Source organism: Streptomyces ziwulingensis, from assembly GCF_039542605.1.
Lineage (GTDB): Bacteria > Actinomycetota > Actinomycetes > Streptomycetales > Streptomycetaceae > Streptomyces > Streptomyces ziwulingensis.
This window is the reverse complement of sequence record NZ_BAABIG010000039.1, coordinates 33,698-54,729: the sequence shown is the minus strand read 5'-3', so window position 1 is coordinate 54,729 and position 21,032 is coordinate 33,698. Positions and strand designations below refer to the sequence as shown.

General features: G+C 70.9%; 22 protein-coding genes and 3 tRNA genes. 12 read left to right on the top strand and 13 right to left on the bottom strand.

The genetic code is table 11. The features are described from left to right. Window positions 1-183: 183 nt before the first annotated feature. Window positions 184-1,473 carry a helix-turn-helix domain-containing protein gene (locus ABEB00_RS19975; protein WP_345621234.1) on the top strand — a complete coding sequence of 430 codons (1,290 nt, stop codon included), beginning with the start codon at window positions 184-186 and terminating at the stop codon, window positions 1,471-1,473. Between the two features lie 113 nt (window positions 1,474-1,586). Here ABEB00_RS19975 and ABEB00_RS19970 read toward each other — a convergent pair whose 3' ends face one another. Beyond that, complete coding sequence (locus ABEB00_RS19970; RefSeq protein ID WP_345621232.1) at window positions 1,587-1,790, bottom strand: DUF397 domain-containing protein; 204 nt, start codon at window positions 1,788-1,790, stop codon at window positions 1,587-1,589. Window positions 1,791-1,837: 47 nt separating this feature from the next. Continuing rightward, window positions 1,838-2,200, bottom strand: a complete 363-nt coding sequence (locus ABEB00_RS19965) for a DUF5753 domain-containing protein (RefSeq protein ID WP_345621231.1) — start codon at window positions 2,198-2,200, stop codon at window positions 1,838-1,840. A gap of 288 nt (window positions 2,201-2,488) precedes the next feature. Between ABEB00_RS19965 and ABEB00_RS19960 the strand changes: the two genes are divergently transcribed. The 3 genes from ABEB00_RS19960 to ABEB00_RS19950 are packed head-to-tail and all read left to right on the top strand — an operon-like array spanning window position 2,489 to window position 3,910. Next, window positions 2,489-2,854 (top strand): ATP-binding protein, encoded by a 366-nt coding sequence (locus ABEB00_RS19960; protein ID WP_345621230.1) that lies wholly within the window; start codon window positions 2,489-2,491, stop codon window positions 2,852-2,854. After that, entirely contained in the window at window positions 2,854-3,576 is a 723-nt protein-coding gene (locus tag ABEB00_RS19955; RefSeq protein WP_345621229.1) for a hypothetical protein, read from the top strand. The genes ABEB00_RS19960 and ABEB00_RS19955 overlap by 1 nt, the downstream gene beginning before the upstream one ends. Beyond that, a complete protein-coding gene (locus ABEB00_RS19950; protein WP_345621320.1) occupies window positions 3,467-3,910 on the top strand; it encodes an NUDIX hydrolase in 444 nt (147 codons plus the stop codon). Before ABEB00_RS19955 ends, ABEB00_RS19950 begins: the two co-directional genes overlap by 110 nt. Before the next feature lie 656 nt (window positions 3,911-4,566). On the opposite strand, the gene ABEB00_RS19945 is transcribed toward ABEB00_RS19950, so the two are convergent. The 6 genes from ABEB00_RS19945 to ABEB00_RS19920 all read right to left on the bottom strand — a co-directional run bounded on the left by ABEB00_RS19945 (window position 4,567) and on the right by ABEB00_RS19920 (window position 6,533). Next, window positions 4,567-5,031: a zinc-binding dehydrogenase gene (locus ABEB00_RS19945; protein ID WP_345621228.1), complete on the bottom strand. Its 465-nt coding sequence runs from the start codon at window positions 5,029-5,031 to the stop codon at window positions 4,567-4,569. Then, window positions 4,946-5,524 carry an NADP-dependent oxidoreductase gene (locus ABEB00_RS19940; RefSeq protein WP_345621227.1) on the bottom strand — a complete coding sequence of 193 codons (579 nt, stop codon included), beginning with the start codon at window positions 5,522-5,524 and terminating at the stop codon, window positions 4,946-4,948. The genes ABEB00_RS19945 and ABEB00_RS19940 overlap by 86 nt, the downstream gene beginning before the upstream one ends. 23 nt (window positions 5,525-5,547) lie before the next feature. Next, window positions 5,548-5,844, bottom strand: a complete 297-nt coding sequence (locus ABEB00_RS19935) for a hypothetical protein (RefSeq protein ID WP_345621226.1) — start codon at window positions 5,842-5,844, stop codon at window positions 5,548-5,550. Window positions 5,845-6,117: 273 nt separating this feature from the next. Then, window positions 6,118-6,194: transfer RNA gene (locus ABEB00_RS19930), tRNA-Ile, on the bottom strand. Window positions 6,195-6,382: 188 nt separating this feature from the next. Further along, a tRNA-Asn gene (locus ABEB00_RS19925) sits at window positions 6,383-6,455 on the bottom strand. A 5-nt stretch (window positions 6,456-6,460) separates the two neighbouring features. Then, window positions 6,461-6,533, bottom strand: a tRNA-Asn gene (locus tag ABEB00_RS19920). A 148-nt stretch (window positions 6,534-6,681) separates the two neighbouring features. Between ABEB00_RS19920 and ABEB00_RS19915 the strand changes: the two genes are divergently transcribed. From ABEB00_RS19915 to ABEB00_RS19900, 4 genes are all read left to right on the top strand, one after another. After that, window positions 6,682-6,987 carry a YtxH domain-containing protein gene (locus ABEB00_RS19915; RefSeq protein ID WP_345621225.1) on the top strand — a complete coding sequence of 102 codons (306 nt, stop codon included), beginning with the start codon at window positions 6,682-6,684 and terminating at the stop codon, window positions 6,985-6,987. A 60-nt stretch (window positions 6,988-7,047) separates the two neighbouring features. Further along, on the top strand, window positions 7,048-8,502 hold the full coding sequence (locus ABEB00_RS19910) for a xylulokinase (protein WP_345621224.1): 1,455 nt from the start codon (window positions 7,048-7,050) through the stop codon (window positions 8,500-8,502). A 196-nt stretch (window positions 8,503-8,698) separates the two neighbouring features. After that, the gene (locus ABEB00_RS19905) at window positions 8,699-10,432 is read left to right on the top strand and encodes an ABC transporter ATP-binding protein (protein ID WP_345621223.1); all 1,734 of its coding nucleotides are present in this window, start codon (window positions 8,699-8,701) and stop codon (window positions 10,430-10,432) included. Continuing rightward, window positions 10,432-12,360 (top strand): ABC transporter ATP-binding protein, encoded by a 1,929-nt coding sequence (locus ABEB00_RS19900; protein WP_345621222.1) that lies wholly within the window; start codon window positions 10,432-10,434, stop codon window positions 12,358-12,360. The genes ABEB00_RS19905 and ABEB00_RS19900 overlap by 1 nt, the downstream gene beginning before the upstream one ends. 82 nt (window positions 12,361-12,442) lie before the next feature. On the opposite strand, the gene ABEB00_RS19895 is transcribed toward ABEB00_RS19900, so the two are convergent. Continuing rightward, on the bottom strand, window positions 12,443-12,808 hold the full coding sequence (locus tag ABEB00_RS19895) for a hypothetical protein (protein WP_345621221.1): 366 nt from the start codon (window positions 12,806-12,808) through the stop codon (window positions 12,443-12,445). Window positions 12,809-13,013: 205 nt separating this feature from the next. On the opposite strand from ABEB00_RS19895, the gene ABEB00_RS19890 reads away from it, so the two are divergent. The 4 genes from ABEB00_RS19890 (at window position 13,014) to ABEB00_RS19875 (ending at window position 14,897) form a co-directional block, all read left to right on the top strand. Beyond that, on the top strand, window positions 13,014-13,319 hold the full coding sequence (locus ABEB00_RS19890; RefSeq protein WP_345621220.1) for a hypothetical protein: 306 nt from the start codon (window positions 13,014-13,016) through the stop codon (window positions 13,317-13,319). Beyond that, window positions 13,316-14,131: a helix-turn-helix domain-containing protein gene (locus tag ABEB00_RS19885; RefSeq protein WP_345621219.1), complete on the top strand. Its 816-nt coding sequence runs from the start codon at window positions 13,316-13,318 to the stop codon at window positions 14,129-14,131. Before ABEB00_RS19890 ends, ABEB00_RS19885 begins: the two co-directional genes overlap by 4 nt. Further along, window positions 14,128-14,361 carry a hypothetical protein gene (locus tag ABEB00_RS19880; RefSeq protein ID WP_345621218.1) on the top strand — a complete coding sequence of 78 codons (234 nt, stop codon included), beginning with the start codon at window positions 14,128-14,130 and terminating at the stop codon, window positions 14,359-14,361. The genes ABEB00_RS19885 and ABEB00_RS19880 overlap by 4 nt, the downstream gene beginning before the upstream one ends. Window positions 14,362-14,498: 137 nt before the next feature. Beyond that, window positions 14,499-14,897: a roadblock/LC7 domain-containing protein gene (locus ABEB00_RS19875; protein ID WP_345621217.1), complete on the top strand. Its 399-nt coding sequence runs from the start codon at window positions 14,499-14,501 to the stop codon at window positions 14,895-14,897. Between the two features lie 16 nt (window positions 14,898-14,913). On the opposite strand, the gene ABEB00_RS19870 is transcribed toward ABEB00_RS19875, so the two are convergent. The 4 genes from ABEB00_RS19870 to ABEB00_RS19855 form a co-directional block, all read right to left on the bottom strand. Beyond that, on the bottom strand, window positions 14,914-16,059 hold the full coding sequence (locus ABEB00_RS19870; protein WP_425586532.1) for an RNA polymerase sigma factor: 1,146 nt from the start codon (window positions 16,057-16,059) through the stop codon (window positions 14,914-14,916). 259 nt (window positions 16,060-16,318) lie between these two features. Then, complete coding sequence (gene dnaG / locus ABEB00_RS19865; protein ID WP_345621215.1) at window positions 16,319-18,253, bottom strand: DNA primase; 1,935 nt, start codon at window positions 18,251-18,253, stop codon at window positions 16,319-16,321. Between the two features lie 127 nt (window positions 18,254-18,380). Further along, window positions 18,381-19,649: an NAD(P)/FAD-dependent oxidoreductase gene (locus tag ABEB00_RS19860; protein ID WP_345621214.1), complete on the bottom strand. Its 1,269-nt coding sequence runs from the start codon at window positions 19,647-19,649 to the stop codon at window positions 18,381-18,383. Window positions 19,650-19,728: 79 nt separating this feature from the next. After that, a complete protein-coding gene (locus ABEB00_RS19855) occupies window positions 19,729-21,024 on the bottom strand; it encodes a deoxyguanosinetriphosphate triphosphohydrolase (protein ID WP_345621213.1) in 1,296 nt (431 codons plus the stop codon). Window positions 21,025-21,032 lie beyond the last annotated feature (8 nt).

The following is a 21,032-nucleotide window of genomic DNA, read 5'->3' as shown; positions in this document are numbered from 1 at the left end:
CCTCCGGTGGACGGTGCCCCGTGGTCCGGGGCTCTGCACCCAGAGCAGCGCACCCACACGCCCGACGGTGGCCGACTGTCCCGTCGAGCAACGCGTTTGCGCGTTGTGCAAGCGGTCTCGACGGCTTCGCCGGCCTCCCCCTACGGTGGGAACCCCGGTCGTACGGCGTGGGAGGGGGGACCTGTGCCAGGTGACCCATGGAACACTGCCAAGGCCCGCGAATTCGCCGAGCAGCGGCGCCCCGGCGCCCTCATCCGTCTCGGCCGGGAACACCGGAACTGGACCCTTGCCGCGCTCGGTGACCGGCTCGGTTGCTCACCGGCCACCGTCTCCCGGCTGGAGCGCCGCAACAGGGTGGTCGACCTCACGCTGGTGCACCGCGCCGGGCTCGAAGTCGGCGTCCCGCGACACATCTTGGTGCATTCGCTGGCACCACCCGCCCCGAACGTGTCGGCCGCCACTAGAGTGGCGGCCAGTCCGCACGTCGAGGAGGACCCGATGCGCCGCCGCACGCTGCTCGCCGCCACGGCGGCCGCCGGCCCGGCCGCCCTGCTGGTGGGCCTGGACGAGGCCCTGGCAGACACCCCCGCCCCGACCGGCGCCGGGGCGCTGGACGCCCGGCTGGCCACTGCCCGCGAGCTGTACGACAAGGGCGCGCACGGGCGTCTGCTCGCCGCCATGCCGGGCCTCATCGGTGACGGGCACGCCTCAGCGGCGTCGCGCCGGGAGCTGGATCAGGCCCGCCTTTCCTCCGTCTACAGCCTGGCCGCCTCGGTGCTGAGCAAGCTCGGTTCCTACGAGCGGGCCCGGCTCACCGCGGACCGCGCCCGTACCTGGGCCGAGGTGTCCGGCTCACCCCTCGCCTCCGCGGCCGCCGCCCGCGAACTGGCGATCGTACTGCGCCACCAGGACCGCACAGAAGAAGCCCAGCGCCTCATGACGGCAGCCACTTCCGGCGTCGAGGCGACAGGCCTGCGCACCGACGCGTCGGCATCGGCGTACGCGCAGATGCTGTGCACCCTCGCCTACACCGCTGCCCGCGGCGGACGCCGTGCGGAGGCTCTGGCGATGGCTGAGGAAGCGCGCCGCGCCGCCCGCCGACTGCCATCGAGCGCACCGGCCGGCCGACTGTTCCCCCTCACTCCGGCCGCCGTCGACCTGTACGCCGTGGGCGTGCACTGGGCTCTCGGCGACGCGGGAGCCGCCCTGGAAGCCGGGAAGGACCTGCGGCCCGACCAGTTCCCGACGGCCGAGCGCAAAGCACGGCTGGGAACCGACATGGCTCGTGCCTGGTGGGCCTGGCAGCGCCCCGCGCAGACGGCCCAAGCGCTGCTGTCCGCCTACCGTGCCAGCCCTGGGGAAGTCCGGGACCGGCCCGCCATCCGCGGCATTGTCACCGAACTGGCAGAGCACCACCCGCGCGTCACCGGGGTCCGGGAATTGCAGACGGCTCTACGCCCGCGGGCGCTGTAACTGGCGGTTCGCCCCGGCCCAGCGGTGTCATACGCGTACGCTCGTTCGAGCAGATACGGCAGATGCCTCCTGCGGTGAGTGCGCGCGGGGCATCGACATCACTGTGCTGCGAGTCAGGCGACCGAGGCGATGAACGCCTTCCGTGCCTGCGGCCAGACGGTGAACGCCGGTCCATTCTCCTGCTTGGAGTCGCACACGCCGACGTGCTCACGGTGAGCGTTCGGGTGGGCGACCTTGATGCAGTTGTTGCCGTTGCCGCTGAATGCGGAAACGAACCAGTCGTCTTCGGGGGCGAGGTCGTGGGCGTTGAGGGTCATGTCGCAGATGTCTCAGGATAGTTGTCGCAGGAACTTTGACGTCTCCGCTACAGGCAGAGCACCGTCCCGCAAGGCGTCGAACCTGCGGGCGAACATCCAGACCTCAGTTGCTCGATCTGTTTGCACATGGTCTCGCGGCTGCCCATCACCCTTCGCGGAACAGCCTCGTCCAGGATGGTTCGGATCTCCACCGGGTTGTCACGCGTCAGGATCGACCGGCGTTCCATACGAAGGGCGATACCGCGCTCGATGAACTCGGTGGTGTGCTCCTCAACCGGCTTCGCGTCCTCGAACACAGCACGCGCGTAGTCCTTGGTCTGGAGCAAGCCGAACACGGTGTCGGGCTGCCATGTCTTTATGGACTCGGCTCCGTCTTCCAGACCGATGTACATCGCCATGCCGGAGAGCATCGTGCGAGCGTACGTCGACCACCGACCACGGCTCAGTCCATCACGGTGGATACCGACCAAGAAGTCGACGTCGTCCTTGTCAGTGCTCCCGTACCGCTCCAGCCCCTTCACCCATCAGTCACGACGCCGAGGAGTTCCGATGCGAACTCGACTGGTTCGAGGCGCACTTCGGGTTCGTCGCCCTGGTGATTCCCGAGCAGCACGCGGGGCAATCATGAATGCCACGGTGCGCGGAACCGGGTGTGCACGGATGAGTCCTGCCGGGCAGCACGGCCGCGGACCGTAGAGGTGGCCGTCGCTCCGGAGCCGGTCCGCGTCGCCCAGGTACGACGGATCACCGTGGCGCTCCTGCGGTACTGGCACGTGCCGGCCCCCCTGGTCCAGGACGTGGTGACGGTCGTCTCCGAGCTGGTCACCAACGCGATCCCGCACGGCTGCGGAACCGTCAGCCTGCGGTTTCGGCAGACCGGCGGAGAACTTCTCGTCCAGACCACCGACGGCAACCCGGCCCCCGCGCGGCTGCGCCCGCCCACGGCCGACGACGAGCGGGGCCGCGGCCCGCACCTCGTCGCGTGTCTCTCCCGGGACTGGGGCGTCAGTGCGGACGGCCGCACCACCTGGGCCCTCTTCCGTACCTTCTCGGGGAGGTCGTGATGTGGACGACCGATGACGTGATCGCTGCCGCTCCGTCGGCTGGTCTGGTCACCTCCCATGACGAGGACAAGCGCAGGGTCGCCTTCCTCCTGGGCCGGTCTCTGGCCGCCGAGATGGACCTGTTCGCACAGCACTTCACCGTGCCGCTGCGCGCCGCCCGCAACCACCAGGTCCTCATCACCGACAAGACCCCCGCCAATGTGCTCGCCCTCGCCGGCCTGGTCCTCGATCCCAGCGAGCCCGACGTGGCTTCCATCCTCGGCGCCGCCGAGATGTACAGCCGGGCCTGGATGCCCCACGCCTACGACGCGGTCGTGTACTGCCGTGACCGTTACGACCAGAAAGCCGGCGGCGACCGCATGCGGGAGAAAGTCCTCGCCGTGCAGAACCCGGCAGACGACGCGATCCACGAAGCCCTCCGTACGGTCCCCCGACTCCCGGTCCTGGAGATGCCGCTCGGCCTCACCGTCGCCGAGCGTGTCCGATGGACCGTCGCGCGTGTTGACGAGCTGGGACTGACCGCCGTCTGCATCTCGCTAGAGTCCCCTACCGGCAAGGCGCCCACCGCATGGAGGACAAAGCACAGTGCCCGCACTTCCCGTGAACGACGTGATGCTCATCCTAAGGCGCGGCGACGGAGCCGTGTGTCTCGCCGAACGGCAGGGCACCGGCTACGCCGACGGAAAGTCGAACTTGCCCTCCGGGAAAGTCGAATCCGGTGAGGACGTGTACGACGCCGTGATCCGCGAGGCCCGCGAGGAGATCGGCGTCGAGATCGAGCGCGAGGCCCTGAGCATCGTGCACGTCATGTACTTCCGTACCCCCGAAGGTGAGACCCGCATCGGCTGGTTCTTCACCGCCTCCCACTGGAATGGCACGCCGACGAACATGGAGCCCCACAAGTGCGCGGGCCTGTCGTGGCACCAGGTCGACCACCTGCCCTCGAATACCGTCCGGTACAACGTCCTGGGCGTACTCCACTGGGCCAAGGGCGAGCAGTTCTCCAGCCACTGGCACGACTGGCACGACCAGTACCACTGTCCGACAAACGTCTGAAAGACATCGCGAGTGCCTTCGCTCCCTGATGACGTGCAGGTCATTGCGCGTATGCGCGCGGCACTGCGGCCCTGGAGTACGCCGTTGACACCTTCGGGTGTAAGCGGGAAGAGGGCGGCATGGAGGTATGGGGCTCGGAATGTTTTCCTATTACTCGGATTTACACATCCGCCTCCATGCCGAACGGCTGTCCTGGGCCATGCCGAGGTTCCTCGGCGACGGTGCTCCCACGGAGGCAGCGTGCTGGACGACCGCGCACGGGGGTATCCAGTGGTCCAACTTGGCCGGGCCTGACCTGGAGATCCTCGATTGGGAGCGATGGGGCACTACTCCTTGATCGCCGCCCTCTCCCACCAGGGCGCGACTCCTGGCCGGGCATGGCGCGACCTCGTCGGCAACCGCGACACCTGGATCACTAGCGCCGTTGTCCTACGGCAGTTCCGCGCATTCGAGCAAGAACGAGGGAACGTCATCCCCTCATGGCGAAGGAGATCCGCACCACTCGAACTTCGATGACACATGCTGATCCCTCTTGGCCACAGAGTTGCCGATCTTGATGTCCCGTCTCTGTTGATCTGGCCCCTGTCTCAAGTGATCTGGTCCGATTCGCTGGCCGTCTCGGGTGATCTGGTTCACCGCGAGCGGTGGAATGAGGCTCACATCTGGACGACGACCTTCCCCTTGGCGTGGCCCTGTTCCAGGTAGGCGAAGGCCTCGGCGATCTGCTCGAACGGGAAGACTCGGTCGGTCACTGTCTTGAGCAGCCCTTTGTCGACCAAGTCGGCCAGCAGGCCGAGGTCCTCTCCGCTGGGATGCATGAACATGTACCGGTAGCCGGCCCGCCTTCGCCGGGCCTCGCGGCGGATCTTGGCGCTGGCTGCCCACAGCGCGGCGGTCACCAGGGGGCCGGCGCCCAGGTCCACGCGAGCGGTTGTCGCATCGGGAACCCCTGCGATGGAGACCGTTTTGGCTCCCGGCTTGAGGAGGGCGAAGCTGCTCATCAGGTCCTGCCCGCCGGTCAGGTCGAAGGCGCCGTCATAGTCGACGAGGAGGTCCTTGAAGTTCTGACTCGTAGTCGATGACCGTCTCGGCCCCGAGCGACCGCACCAGTTCCTCGCCACGGGGTGACGCTGTGGTGGCCACCTTCGCCCCCATCCAGACGGCGAGCTGGATGGCGAGGGTGCCAACGCCCCCGGCTCCGCCGGAGATGAACACCCGGTCGCCCGCGGTCAGGGCCAGTTCGTCGCGCAGCGCCTGCAGGGCGGTCAAGCCGGCCAACGGCAACCCGGCCGCATCGGCGAAGTCCAGCGCCTTCGGCATCTTCGTCACCAGGGTCTGGTCCACGACGACGAAGGGGGCGTAGGCACCCAGCTTGGTCTTGTCCACCCTGGCGAACACCCGGTCGCCGACCGCGAAACGCGTGACACCGGCGCCGATCCTCTCGACAACACCGGACAGTTCACTGCCCGCCACCATGGGCAGGTCGAGGCGGTTCAGCAGCCGCATCTTGCCATCGCGGATCTTGCAGTCGACGGGGTTCAGCCCCGCGGCCCGGATGCGGATGAGCATCTCGCCGTCGCTTGGCGCGGGCTCGGGGACGTCCCGCAGTTCCATCGCGCTCGCGTCCCCGTATCGGGTCAATACGCACGCAGCGGCGGATCGGCGGTCACGGCCGACTGGAGAATGCTGAACAGCAGGCCGCGCAGGTTCGCGATCGTCTTCGCGGCGTACGGTCGGCGTTCGGTTCCGGCAGGATGCAGCGGACCAGGCTTGCCGCCTTGAAGGTCGAGGATCCACTGACTGATGTGGGCGCGGGTGAACCGCGGGCCTCGGTCGGAGACCGGGAGTTCCCCGAACCACGGGATCAGGTGGTTGTCAATGAATCTGGTGTAGTTCGTGCGCGTGTGGTCCGGTATATCGGTGAGCAGACCCACGTAAGCGTGTGCGTACACGGCGAACGTCTCAGCATCAGGCACTGCCGGCTCGTCAGGCTTGAAGCCCCTGCCTTTCGTCGCACCACGCGCCGGCGCGACTGCCCCCGGCGCGCCGGTAGACGATGTGCGAGGTCGCCCCGGAGCTCAGTTTCTTCGTCTTGATATAGCCACGGGGGCAAGCACACGAGGGGCCCCGTGCGGTACTGGTGCGGTACCGCGCCTGCCCAACGGCGCATCAATCGGGTGTTTCCGCAGGTCACGACGTTTCTGCAGTGGTGGGGCGGGTGGGACTCGAACCCACGGCCGACGGATTATGAGTCCGCTGCTCTAACCGGCTGAGCTACCGCCCCATAACGGCGTGTCACGTACATGTGTGCGCGCCGTCTGCCGCAGCATAGCCGCTCATACGATCTCCTGCCTCGGATGGTCGGCTTCCCACGGCACCTTCCTGACCTTGAGGACTCCGGTGCGCGGCGCGCGGTTCCAGGGTCGGGAAGAGGACATGAAAAAGGACCCCGGAGGGTCCTCGTTCACCGTGCTCCCCCGACTGGACTCGAACCAGTAACCTGCCGGTTAACAGCCGGCTGCTCTGCCAATTGAGCTACAGGGGACCGCGCTCCCCCGACTGGACTCGAACCAGTAACCTGCCGGTTAACAGCCGGCTGCTCTGCCAATTGAGCTACAGGGGATTGCTTGTCGCATCGAACGCAACTCCCTGGGTAACCGCCAGGGGGCGCGCGCTCGCTGCGACACATACATTAGCGCAAGCAGGGGGGTGCTCCGCCAATCGGTACTCCCCGGCACCGAAGAGCTAGGCAAGGGAAGGGTGGACACGCCATGCGTTACCGGCTCACGTTCGTCGTCGGACTGGCCGCGGGATACGTCCTGGGCAGCAAGGCCGGACGGGAACGTTACGAGCAGTTGAAGAAGTCCGCCCGGCGGGTCTCGCAGAACCCCGCGGTGCGCAACACCGCGGAGACCGCCGGCCAGCAGGGCCGCCGCTTCGCGGACAAGGCGTACCACGTGGTGAGCGACAAGGTCGGGGACCGGCTGCCCGACTCCGTCGCGCAGCGCGTGAAGTCCTTGCGGGAGCGGAACAGCGGCGGTTCCGCCGGGGACGACTGGGGCACCAGTAACACCTAGCGGGACCTCTGCGACCCCACCCGGCACGGACACCCCTCCCCGTGCGGCAGAATTTTGCCCATGGGGATAGTCGCCGGGTTGGACAGTTCGCCCGATTTCACTCGTATCGTCGTCTGTGACTCGGAGACGGGTGCCGTGCTCCGGCAGGGCTACGCGCCGCACCCGGTGGAGCATCCGGAGGGCGGGGGCCGCCCCTGTGACGTCGATCCGCAGGCGTGGCTGCTGTCCCTGGGCGAGGCGGCCGGCGGTGGACTGCTGGAGGGTGTGCAGGCCATCGGGGTCTCCGCCCAGGCGAACGCGGTCGTGCCGCTGGACGCGCACGGCAACACGGTGCGCCCGGCCCTGGTCGGCGGCGACAAGCGGACCCAGGTCGCCGCCGCCGACCTGGTCGACGCCCTCGGCGGGCGGGCCGCCTGGGCGCAGGCCGTGGGCAACGTGCCGCAGGCCGCCCAGCCGGTGACCAAGCTCCGCTGGCTGGCCCGTAACGAACCCGAGGCCGCCGCCCGTACCGCCGCGCTGCTCCAGGCCCACGACTGGCTGGTCTGGCAGTTGCTCGGGCGGCCGGCCCGCCGTACCACCGACCGGGGCGGGGCCTCGGGGACCGGCTACTGGTCGGCGGCGACCGGTGGTTACCGGCCCGACCTGGTGGAGCTGGCGCTCGGGCACCAGGCGATGCTGCCGGAGGTGATCGGCCCGGCCGACGCCGCCGGTACGACGCCGGAGGGGCTGCTGATCTCCGCGGGGACCGGCGAGACGATGGCCGCCGCCTTCGGGCTCGGCATCGGGCTGGGCGACGCGGTGGTCTCGCTCGGAGCCTCCGGGTCGGTGATGGCCGTGCACTCCGAGCCGCTCGTGGACCCCTCCGGCATGATCACCGCCCTCGCCGACGCCACCGGCATGCACCTGCCGGTCGTCACCACCCTGAACGCCGTACGGACCCTGCGCGGGACCGCCGAGCTGCTCGGGGTGCCGGACCTGGAGGGGCTGTCCGAGCTGGCGATGAAGTCGACGCCGGGCGCGCACGGGCTGGTGCTGCTGCCCTACCTGGAGGGCGAGCGCACCCCGCACCTGCCGCACACCGCGGGCACCCTGGCCGGGCTGCGGCGCGAGTCGATGCGGCGCGAGCACCTGGCGCGGGCCGCGTTCGAGGGCATGCTGTGCGGGCTGGCCGACGCGCTGGACGTGCTGCGCGGCCGGGGCGTGGAGGTGCGGCGGGTCTTCCTGCTGGGCGCGGCGGCCGAGCTGCCGGCCGTGCGGGCGGCGGCGCCCGCGCTCTTCGGGACACAGGTCGTCGTACCGCAGCCCGCGGACTACGCGGCGCTCGGTGCGGCGCGGCAGGCGGCCTGGGCGCTCGGGGTGTCGCGGGGCGCGCTGGACGGGCGTACTCCCCCGGCCTGGCAGGGCGCGGTCGCCCAGGTGCTGGAGCCGGGCGAGGAGCTGGCGGTGGGGCAGGCGGTGCGCCAGCAGTTCGTCTCCGTGCGGGAGCAGACGCACCCCGGCGCCTTCCGGGTCTGAACGCGTCGGGAGACGGCGGAGGACAGCGGAGGACAGCGGAGGGAAGCGGACAGACTGCGGGGGTGGATCGAGGGCGGCCGGGAGGTGGCCTGTTGGGATACTTGGGTTAATCGGTTGAGGTAACACCGGTGGAGTGTCCGACGATAGGTGCCAGGGGCGACCACCCGCCCCTCCCGCCGACTCCGAGAGACCCAGCGTGCTCATACGACTACTGCGTATTTTCCTCCGGCCCTACAAGAAACCCATCGCCCTGCTGGTGGCGCTGCAGTTCCTGCAGACCTGCGCCACGCTCTATCTGCCGACCCTGAACGCGGACATCATCGACCAGGGTGTGGTCAGCGGGGACACCGGCTTCATCCTCGGCCACGGTGCCCTGATGATCGGCATCTCGCTGGTGCAGGTCGTCTGCAACATCGGGGCCGTCTTCTTCGGCGCGCGGACGGCCGCCGCACTCGGCCGGGACCTGCGCGGTGCCGTCTTCGACCGGGTGCAGTCCTTCTCCGCCCGGGAGCTCGGCCACTTCGGCGCGCCGTCGCTGATCACCCGGACCACCAACGACGTGCAGCAGATCCAGATGCTGGCGCTGATGACGTTCACGCTCCTGGTGTCCGCGCCCATCATGTGCGTCGGCGGCGTGGTCCTCGCGCTGGGGCTCGACGTGCCGCTCTCCGCGGTGCTGGTGGCGGTGCTGCCGGTGATGGCGGTCTCCCTCACGCTGATCGTGCGGCGGCTGCGCCCGCTGTTCCGGGCCATGCAGGGACGCCTGGACACGGTGAACCGGGTGCTGCGCGAGCAGATCACCGGCAACCGCGTCATCCGCGCCTTCGTCCGCGACACCTACGAGGAGCAGCGGTTCCGCAAGGCCAACGCCGATCTGACCGAGGTGTCGCTGGGCACCGGCAATCTGCTCGCGCTGATGTTCCCGGTGGTCATGACGGTGGTGAACCTGTCGTCGATCGCGGTGGTCTGGTTCGGCGCGCACCGCATCGACAGCGGCGGGATGCAGATCGGCGACCTGACGGCCTTCCTCGCCTATCTGATGCAGATCGTCATGTCCGTGATGATGGCCACCTTCATGTTCATGATGGTGCCGCGCGCGGAGATCTGCGCCGAGCGCATCCAGGAGGTGCTGGGGACCGAGAGCAGTGTGGTACCGCCCGCGGCGCCGGTCACCGAGCTGCGCCGGCACGGGCATCTGGAGCTCCGGGGCGCGGGCTTCCGCTACCCGGGCGCCGAGGAGGCCGTGCTCAGGAACGTCGGGCTGGTGGCCCGGCCGGGTGAGACGACCGCCGTCATCGGCTCGACCGGCAGCGGCAAGTCCACGCTGCTCGGGCTGGTGCCGCGGCTCTTCGACGCCACCGAGGGCGAGGTGCTCGTCGACGGCACCGACGTGACGACGCTTGAGCCGGAGCTGCTGGCCAGGACCGTAGGACTGGTACCGCAGAAGCCGTACCTGTTCGCCGGGACGATCGCGACCAATCTGCGCTACGGCAATCCGGACGCGAGCGACGAGGAGCTGTGGCACGCGCTGGAGGTGGCGCAGGCCAAGGCGTTCGTGGAGGGGCTGGAGGGCGGGCTCGACGCGCCCGTCGCCCAGGGCGGGACCAATGTCTCCGGCGGGCAGCGGCAACGCCTCGCGATCGCGCGGACGCTGGTGCAGCGCCCGGAGATCTACCTCTTCGACGACTCCTTCTCCGCCCTGGACTACGCGACCGACGCCGCCCTGCGCGCGGCGCTCGCCGAGGAGACCGCGGCGGCGACCGTCGTCATCGTCGCCCAGCGGGTGTCGACCATCCGGGACGCGGACCGGATCGTCGTACTGGACGAGGGCCGGGTCGTCGGAACGGGACGGCACCACGAACTGATGGCGGGCAACGACACCTACCGGGAGATCGTGCTCTCCCAGCTCACGGAAGCGGAGGCCGCCTGATGGCCGGTCCGGCGGGACGGATGATGGCCGGGGGCGGGCCCGACCAGCGCTCCATGGACTTCAAGGTGTCGGGCCGGCGGCTGGTCGCGCAGTTCGGGCCGGAACGGCTCACGATCGGCGCGCTGCTGGGCTGCGTGGTGGTGAGCGTCGGCCTGAACGTGATCGGGCCGAAGATCCTCGGCAACGCCACCGACCTGGTCTTCGCGGGCATCGTCGGGCGGGAGCTGCCGGCCGGCACCACCAAGGAGCAGGCGCTGGCGGCGATGCGCGAGCGCGGCGACGGGCAGGTCGCCGACATGCTGCGCTCCACCGATTTCACGCCCGGCCAGGGCATCGACTTCGGCGCGGTCGGCCATGTGCTGCTGCTGGCGCTCGGCACGTTCCTCGTCGCCGGGCTGCTGATGGCGGTGGCGACCCGGCTGGTGAACCGGGTGGTCAACCGGACCATGTTCCGGCTGCGCGAGGACGTGCAGACGAAGCTGTCGCGGCTGCCGCTGTCGTACTTCGACAAGCGGCAGCGCGGCGAGGTGCTGAGCCGGGCGACCAACGACATCGACAACATCGGGCAGACCCTCCAGCAGTCGATGGGCCAGCTCATCAACTCGCTGCTGACCATCATCGGCGTGCTCGCGATGATGTTCTGGGTCTCCTGGCTGCTGGCGCTGGTCGCGCTGGTGACGGTGCCGCTGTCGTTCCTCGTCGCCACCCGGATCGGCAAGCGGTCGCAGCCGCACTTCGTGCAGCAGTGGCGCACCACGGGCAGGCTGAACGCGCACATCGAGGAGATGTACACCGGGCACACCCTGGTGAAGGTGTTCGGCCGGCAGCGGGAGTCGGCCGCGCGGTTCGCCGAGGAGAACGAGGCGCTGTACGAGGCCGGGTTCCGGGCGCAGTTCAACAGCGGGGTCATGCAGCCGCTGATGATGTTCGTGTCGAACCTGAACTACGTGCTGGTCGCCGTGGTCGGCGGGCTGCGGGTCGCCTCGGGGACGCTGTCCATCGGGGACGTGCAGGCGTTCATCCAGTACTCGCGGCAGTTCTCGATGCCGCTGACGCAGGTCGCGTCGATGGCCAACCTGGTGCAGTCGGGCGTCGCCTCCGCCGAGCGGGTCTTCGAACTGCTGGACGCCGAGGAGCAGAGCGCCGACCCGGCCCGCGCCGAGAAGCCGGCCGAGCTGCGCGGGCGGGTGGCGCTGGAGCACGTCTCGTTCCGGTACGACCCGGAGAAGCCGCTGATCGAGGATCTGTCGCTGGCGGTCGAGCCCGGCCACACGGTCGCCATCGTCGGACCGACCGGCGCGGGCAAGACGACGCTGGTCAACCTGTTGATGCGGTTCTACGAGGTGTCCGGCGGGCGGATCACCCTGGACGGTGTGGACATCGCCCGGATGTCCCGGGACGAGCTGCGCGCCGGGATCGGCATGGTGCTCCAGGACACCTGGCTGTTCGGCGGCACGCTCGCGGAGAACATCGCGTACGGCGCCTCGCGGGAGGTCACCCGCGGGGAGATCGAGGAGGCGGCGCGGGCCGCGCACGCCGACCGGTTCGTGCGTACGCTCCCCGACGGCTACGACACCGTCATCGACGACGAGGGCTCCGGGGTGAGCGCCGGTGAGAAGCAGCTCATCACCATCGCGCGGGCGTTCCTGTCCGACCCGGTGATCCTGATCCTGGACGAGGCGACCAGTTCCGTCGACACCCGTACCGAGGTGCTGATCCAGAAGGCGATGGCCAAGCTGGCGCACGGCCGCACCTCGTTCGTCATCGCGCACCGGCTCTCCACCATCCGGGACGCGGACACCATCCTCGTCATGGAGAACGGCTCGATCGTCGAACAGGGCGCCCACGCCGACCTGCTCGCGGCGGGCGGGGCGTACGCGCGGCTGTATCAGGCGCAGTTCGCGCAGGCGGTGGCGGAAGTGGACTGACGGGCGGACGGGCGGACGGGCGGACGGGGCTGCCTCTGGGGCCTTCGGGGGGTGTTCCCCCCGAAGGCCCCCGGCCGTGCGGTCAGACCTCCAGGGAGGTCTCGATCCGCTTCAGGCTGTGCCGGGCCAGGGCGAGGTTGCCGCGGGCGCGGTCGAGCGCGAGGTAGAGGAAGAGGCTGCCGCTGCTGCTCGCCAGGGGGCGGACGAGGTGGTACTGGTGGCCGAGAGTGATGAGGATGTCCTCGATGGCGTCGTCCATGCCCAGCGTCGCCAGCGTACGGATCTTGGCGCGAATCACCTCGGTGTTGCCGGCGGCGGCCACCTCCAGGTCCAGTCCCTGGCCGCCCCCGAGAGCCCCCAGGGACATGCCGCTCTCGTAGTCGACCAGGGCGACGCCCAGTGCTCCGTCGATCTCCATGGCTTCCTTGAGCGCTGTCTCCACGGTCATTGCGTTGCCTCTCGGTCACGTGCGCGTCGCATGGACGTCATGTCATACATCGGCGTCATGTCGTAAAAAACATCCAGAAGCCCTGTGTGGCGCTTGACCTTTAAACTACTGTGATTTCTGTCCGAAAGTGAAGCCTCATCAGGTGGAGGGGGAAAGGGTGTCCCCGGTCGAAGACTCCCTGGGTCGTCTGCTCCAGGTACCCGGAGTGACTGGCGTGTCCCTGGCCGACGCGGTCACCGGGCTGTCGTACGGCGCCGCGGGCGCGCAGCGGCTCGACGCCGACGACTGCGGCCGGCTGGCCGTGCTCATCGACGAGCGGCTGCACGCGGCCGGAGCCGAGGGGGAGCTGGAGACGGTGGTCGTCACCGGCGCCCGGCACCAGCTCGTCATGCACCTGCTGCCCGGCTACGGTGATCCCCTGCTGCTGACGGTCGCCCTGGAGCGTGAACGCGCCAACCTGGCGCTGGTACTGCGTCACCTCAGCCGCTATCCGGCCCAGGAGGCGGCGTGACCACCCGGAGCGACGGACCGCGCAACGTCTCGGCGGTGCTCAACGCCCTGCACGAGCGGGAGCGCGACGGCACGGTGATCGTCTCCGGTGTTCCGGGCGGCCGGATCCATGTACGGCGGGGTCTGGTGGTGAGTATCGACACCCCCGGCGCGCCCGGCGCGGAATCGATACTCCTCAGGTCCGGGCGGGTGACGGACGCCGCCTGGACCGCGGTCCGGGCGGTCTGCCGCGACGAGGAGGGCCGGCTCGCGGACGAACTGGCGGCCCGCTCCCTGTTGACGGCGACGGAGTTCGAAGTCGTCTGCGCGGCGGCCGTGTTCGACGCCGCCTTCGCCCTCGCCCTCTCCTCCCCCGAGAGCTGGGAGGTCGCGGAGCCGGTCCCGGTGCCGGTCAGCGGGCCCGCCTTCGCTCCTCGGCGGATCGCCGCGGAGACGACCCGCCGCCTCGCCGTCCTGGGCGACCTCTGGATGCCGGCGAGCGCCCTCGCCGCCCTGCGCGTGCGGCCCGCCGAGTCGGTGCCCTCCCGGCTTCCGCCTCGTTACGGGACGCTGCTGGGGGCCGCCAACGAGCGGCGTACGCCCCGTGACCTGGCCTTCGCCCTGGGCCGCGGCACGTACGCGGTCATGCTCGACCTGGCCCGGATGCACGCCCTGGGCCTCCTGCGGGAGACCCCGCAGGGGACGGACGCCCGGCCGAGCACCGCGCCCCGGTCCCCGGCGCACGGTGCCGAGACCCCGGTTCCCGTCCCGGCGGCCTCGCTGCCTCGGCGTACGCCCGGCGCCCATCAACTGGGCGGGGCCGAGCGGTCGTGAACGCGCGCCGACGGATTCGGGCCAAGCGCCGCAACCTGGCGCTGGCCCGCCGTCTCCGACTCCCCTGCCGGGACCGGCCGCGGCCCCCCGCGCCCCCCGCGCTGCCGGTCCGCCGCCCCGGCGGTCCCGGCGCCGTGACCCGGCCGCCGGACGGTTTCGACGCCCACCGGCCCGACACCGACCTGCTCCGCCGGGTGCACGCCCACCTGACCGACCGCCCAGAGCCCTGATCACCACCTCGGCCCTGAACGTCACCTCAGCTCTGAACGTCACCTCGGCCCTGATCATCACCTCGGCCCTGATCATCACCTCGGCCCTGATCATCACCTCGGCTCTGGACGAGCCCTCCCCTCACACCAGGAGTCCCATGTCCGGCACCGCGCACCCCGATCCCCTCGTCGAGATCATGACCGCTCTGCGTGAGCGGGTCATGGGAGTGCATGACATCGTCCTGTCGACCGGCGACGGCCTGCTGGTCGCCGCGGACGCGGCGACCGTCCACCCCGAATCCGTCGCGGCGCTCTCCGCCGCCACCCTCAGCCTCGGACAGCGGCTGGCCCACGAGGCCGACGGCGGCGCGCTGCGCGACGTCACGACCCGCTGCGCCGGCCGGCACGTCCTCATCCAGGCCGTCGGCGAACGCGCGCTGCTGACCGTCCTGGGCGACGAGGGGCTGGACCTCGGCATGCTGCACCTGCACCTGCCCGCCACCGTCGACGACCTGGTGCGGATCCTCGACCACGACGTCCCCTCGAAAACCGCCTAGTGGGCGTGTTCCGGTCTCAGTCCAGGTAGCCGCGGAGCTGGTCGGCGAAGGCGTGGTCGCGGAGCTTGTTGAGGGTCTTGGACTCGATCTGGCGGATCCGCTCGCGGGTCACGCCGAAGATCCGGCCGATCTCCTCCAGCGTGCGCGGGCGCCCGTCGACCAGCCCGTAGCGGAGCTGGACGACCTTGCGTTCGCGTTCGCCGAGGGTGGAGAGGACGGCTTCCAGGTGCTCGCGGAGCAGCAGGAAGGCGGCCGACTCGACGGGGCTGGCGGCGTCGCCGTCCTCGATCAGATCGCCGAGGGCGACGTCGTCCTCCTCGCCGACGGGGGCGTGCAGGGAGACCGGTTCCTGGGCCAGGCGCAGGACCTCGCGGACCCGTTCGGGCAGCAGGTCGAGGTGGGCGCCGACCTCCTCCGGGGTCGGCTCGTAGCCGCGTTCCTGGAGCATCCGGCGCTGGACCCGGACGACCCGGTTGATCAGCTCCACGACGTGCACGGGGACGCGGATGGTGCGGGCCTGGTCGGCGAGGGCGCGGGACATGGCCTGGCGGATCCACCAGGTGGCGTACGTGGAGAACTTGTAGCCGCGGGCGTAGTCGAACTTCTCCACGGCCCGGATCAGCCCCAGGTTGCCCTCCTGGACGAGGTCGAGCATGGTCAGCCCGCGTCCCACGTACCGCTTGGCGACGGAGACGACGAGGCGCAGGTTGGCTTCGATCAGGCGGCGTTTGGCCATCCGGCCGAGGACGACCAGCCGGTCCAGGTCGTGCGCGAGGCTGCTGTCCAGGTCGGGGGTGCGCCGGAGCTTGTCCTCGGCGAACAGGCCGGCCTCCACGCGGCGGGCGAGGTCGACCTCCTCGGCGGCGGTCAGCAGGGGGATGCGGCCGATCTCCCGCAGGTACTGGCGGAACAGGTCCGAGGAGGGGCTGCCGGACTCGGTGCGCGCGGGCGAGGCCGCCACGGGCTCGGTCCCGGGGGCGTCGGGCGCCTCGGCGGGCGGGCCCTCCGGGTGGTGCGCGGCACGGTGCTGCGCGGGCATCGCGGCCAGGGTGTCCGGCTCGGCGTCCGGCTCCGTGCCGTCGGTGCTGGGGGCGGTACTGGGGTCGGTGCTGCTGTCGGTGCTGCTGTCGGTCTGGGTCAACGTCTGGATCCGGGTCTGCACGGGGGGCGACCTCCAGGATGATCGCTGCCAGGTGGGGCGGCAGCGGTACTGCGGGGACGGAGTCGGCGGCCTCGCCGCTGTCCGCCCCTGCCGGGACGCACAGGCCACACTCCGAGGACTCAGGCACCGCAACCCAGTGTGGGGTACGACACATCACCGCCACGAGGGGCGTGCGGTGACTTTTTGCGTCCGGCCCGTGACCGCACGGTTATCCCCGGGAGACCGGCAGGCAGCGGGCGGTCACCGAAGCCCCCGGCGCTCAGAGGGCGGCGGCGCCGTGGCCGCGCAGGGCCTGGTCGTACTGCTGGAGAACCCACAACTCGTTCTGTACGGCGGCGAGTTCGGCGGGGTCGCCGTGGGCGGAGAGGCGGGTGAGGCGGCCGGTGATGTCGCGGATGCGGCGCTCGACGGCACGGCGGCGCACGGTGACGAGCTGGGCGCCCGCGTAGATCTCGTCGACGCCCTTCACACCCCGGTGCAGCATGATCGCCTCCACCGCCAGCTCGGTGACCATGGCGCGGACGGTGTCGTCGGGGGCGGCCTCGCGGACCCGGACCAGATAGTCCTGGGGGTCCTCGACGCCGAGTTCGGCGCCGCCCGCCTCCATGATCGTCTGGCGGACGGCGGCGTAGGGCGGGGCGGTGAACTCGTCGACGCCGTACGCGTCGAAGGCCGGGGAGACCAGTTCGGGGCGCTGGAGGGCGAGCTTGAGCAGTTCCCGTTCGGTGGCGAAGACGGGGTTGCGGAGGTTGAGCGCCGGGCCGCGGGGGGAGCGGGGGGCGGGGTCGGCGGCGTACTGCAGGCCGCCGCCACGCGCGGCGGGGCCGCGGTCGCCCCGCTCGGCCCGCTCGCCGCCGCGGTCGCGGGCCCAGCGGGCGAGCTGGGCGACCCGCTTGACCACGAACTGCGTGTCGAGGATGCCGAGCATGCCGGCGAGCTGGACCGCGACCTCGTGCTGGGCGCCGCTGTTCTTGATCCGGGCGACGACGGGGGCGGCCTCGTCCAGGGCCGCCGCGCGGCCGGCCGGGGTGTCCAGGTCGTAGCGGGCGACGATCTGGCGCAGCGCGAACTCGAAGAGCGGGGTGCGCGGCTGGACCAGGTCGGCGACGGCCTCGTCGCCCTTGGCCAGGCGCAGGTCGCAGGGGTCCATGCCGTCGGGGGCGACGGCGATGTAGGTCTCGGCGGCGAACTTCTGGTCGTCCTCGAAGGCGCGCAGGGCCGCCTTCTGGCCGGCCGCGTCGCCGTCGAAGGTGAAGATGACGCGCGCCGAGCCGTTGTCCATCAGCAGGCGGCGCAGGATCTTGATGTGGTCGCCGCCGAACGCGGTGCCGCAGGTGGCGATGGCGGTGGTCACCCCGGCGAGGTGGCAGGCCATGACGTCGGTGTAGCCCTCGACGACGACCGCGCGGGACGCCTTGGCGATGTCCTTCTTGGCGAGGTCGATGCCGTAGAGGACCTGGGACTTGCGGTAGATCGGGGTCTCGGGCGTGTTCAGGTACTTCGGGCCGTTGTCGCTCTCGTACAGCTTGCGGGCGCCGAAGCCGACGACCTCGCCGCCGACGTCGCGGATGGGCCACATCAGCCGGCCGCGGAAGCGGTCGATGGGGCCGCGGCGGCCCTCCTGGACGAGGCCGGAGAGCAGCAGTTCCTTGTCGCTGAAGCCCTTGCCGCGCAGGTAGCGGGTGAGGTGGTCCCAGCCCTGCGGGCTGTAGCCGACGCCGAAGTGCGCGGCGGCCGACTGGTCGAAGCCGCGCTCGGCGAGGAAGATCCGGCCGGTGTCGGCCTCGGCGGAGGTGGCGAGCTGCTCCTCGTACCACTGCGCGGCGATCTTGTGGGCCTCGACCAGGCGGATGCGTTCGCCGCGCTGGTGGGTGGGGTTGTACCCGCCCTCCTCGTAGCGCAGGGTGATGCCGGCCTGGCCGGCCAGGCGCTCGACCGCCTCGGAGAAGGTGAGGTGGTCGATCTTCATCACGAAGGTGAGGGTGTCGCCGCCTTCCTGGCAGCCGAAGCAGTGGAAGAGACCCTTGCTCGGGCTGACCTGGAAGGACGGGGACTTCTCGTCGTGGAAGGGGCAGAGGCCCTTGAGGTTGCCGCCGCCCGCGTTGCGCAACTGGAGGTACTCCGAGACCACGGCGTCGATCGGGACCGCGTCCCGTACCGCCTTCACGTCCTCGTCGTTGATCCGTCCTGCCACGAGGTGATTCTACGGGGCGGCGCCGACAAGCCCCGTCGCGACGACCGGCGCAGACCGGCGGAGACCGGCGGCGGTCAGCGCGGACCGGCGGAGACCAGCGGAGACCGGCCGGGTCCGGTGGCGACGGTCACGGGACGGCGAGGCTGTCGAGGGGCACGCGGGGGTCCGCCAGGGCCTCCGTGTCCACCCTGGTCCCGGCGCGGATCAGCTTCTGGATCGGCTCTGTGACATCCCACACGTTCACGTTCATACCGGCCAGCACCCGGCCGTCCTTGCGCCAGAAGGCGATGAACTCCCGCTTGCCCGCGTCGCCGCGGATCACCACCTCGTCGTACGAGCCGGGCGGGGCCCAGCCGGAGTACTCCATGCCGAGGTCGTACTGGTCGGAGAAGAAGTAGGGCACGCGGTCCTGGGAAAGGTCCTGGCCGAGCATCGCGCGGGCGGCGGCCGGGCCGCCGTTGAGGGCGTTGGCCCAGTGCTCCACCCGCAGCCGGGTGTCGAACAGGGCGTGGTGGAAGGAGGCGGCGTCGCCGGCCGCGTGGATGTCCGGGTCGCTGGTGCGCAGCCGGGCGTCGACGACGATGCCGCCGCCGTCGGCGTGGTCGGCGATCTCCAGGCCGGCCGCCTGGGCGAGGGAGACGCGCGGGGCGGCGCCGATCGCGGCGAGCACGGCGTGCGCGGGGTGCTCCTCGCCGTCGTCGGTACGGGCGGCCAGCACCACCCCGTCCTGGCCGACGATCTCGGTCAGCCGGACGCCGAAGCGGAAGCGGACGCCGTGCGCCTGGTGCAGTTCGGCGAAGACGCCGCCCAGCTCGGGGCCGAGGACGCCGTGCAGCGGGGTCGGGGCGCGCTCGACGACGGTGACCTCGGCGCCGTACTCGCGGGCCGCCGCCGCGACCTCCAGGCCGATCCAGCCGGCCCCGGCGATCACGAGGTGGCCGTTGTCCCGGCCCAGGGCGGCCAGTACGCCCTTGAGCCGCTCGGCGTGGGCGAGGCGGCGCAGGTGGTGGACGCCGGCCAGGTCGGTGCCGGGGACGTCCAGGCGGCGCGGCTCGGAGCCGGTGGCCAGCAGCAGCTTGTCGTAGCGCACGCGCGTGCCGTCGTCGCCGTAGCGGACGGTCCGGGTGGCGCGGTCGACGGCGACGACGGTCTGCCCGAGGTGCAGTTCGACGTCGTGGCGGGCGTACCAGCCGGGCTCGTGCACGAAGACGCTCTCGCGGTCCTCCTTGCCGAGCAGGTAGCCCTTGGACAGCGGCGGGCGCTCGTAGGGGTGGTCGCGTTCGTCACAGATGAGGATCACCCGGCCGGTGAAGCCCTCCGCGCGGAGCGTCTCGGCCGCCTTCGCGCCGGCCAGACCTCCTCCGACGATGACGAATGTCTGATCCGCGTCGACCACTTGTTTGCCTCCTCGTCAGGGTTACGCCACATGCGAGCGTCCCGCACCGGGCCGGTCACGGGAAAGGGGGGTGGCCCGATCAGCTCAGTTTGGCGAGCGGCGCTGTCAGATAGGCGTGCAGGGACCGGGCCGAGACGTCGGTGAGGCAGGCGATCTGATCGACGATCACCCGCTTGCGGGCCCGGTCGTCGGCCGCCCGGTCGTACAGGGCGCGGAACTGGGGTTCCAGGCCGTCGGGGGCGCGGCCGACCAGTGCCTCGGCCAGTTCGGCGACGACGATCCGCTGGTCGGCGCGGAGCTGTTCCTGCTCGGCGCGCTGTATCACGTACCGGTCGGCGACCGCCTTGAGGACGGCGCATTCCAGGCGGGCCGCGCGGGGCACGACCAGCTCCGCGGTGTACCGGGTGAGCCGCCCGCCGCCGTACGCGTCGCGGGTGGCGCTCTCGGCGGCCAGGCAGAACCGGCCGATGAGCTGGCTGGTGGCGTCCTTCAGACGGGCCTGGGCGCGGGCCGAGCCGTCGTAGTTGTGCGGCCACCACTCCATGTCGAGGAGGCGGTCGAGGGCCTCGGCGAGTTCGGCGGGGTCGGTGTCCGCGGGCACGTACCGGCCGAGGGCGACCCGGAAGATGTCCTCGCGCTCGGGGTCGGCGAGCAGACAGCCCGGGTCGACGTGGCCCGCGTGCAGGCCGTCCTCGACGTCGTGCACGGAGTACGCCACGTCGTCGGACCAGTCCATGACCTGCGCCTCGAAGCAGGTACGGGTGGCGGGGGCGCCCTCGCGGACCCAGTCGAAGACGGGCCGGTCGTCCTCGTAGACGCCGAACTTCACCGACGCCGGGTCGCCGGGGCGGGCGCCGCGCGGCCAGGGGTACTTGGTGGCGGCGTCGAGGGCGGCGCGGGTGAGGTTGAGGCCGACCGAGCGTTCCTCGGTGAACCGTTTCGGCTCGATCCGGGTGAGGAGCCGCAGGGACTGGGCGTTGCCCTCGAAGCCGCCGCAGTCCCGCGCGAACTCGTTCAGCGCCTCTTCGCCGTTGTGGCCGAAAGGGGGGTGTCCGAGGTCGTGGGAGAGACAGGCGGCCTCGACCAGGTCGGGGTCGCAGCCGAGGGCCGCGCCGAGTTCCCGGCCGACCTGGGCGCACTCCAGGGAGTGGGTGAGCCGGGTGCGGGGGCTGGCGTCCCACCCGGGGGTGCGCTGGCCGGGGGTGACGACCTGGGTCTTGCCGGCGAGGCGGCGCAGGGCGGCGGAGTGCAGGACCCGGGCGCGGTCGCGCTGGAAGGCGGTGCGGCCGGGGCGCTTGTCCGGTTCGGGGGCCCAGCGGGCCACTGAGGTGGGGTCGTACGGGGGGTGGTGTGCGGGGTGTGCGGTGCCTTCCATGTCACGAC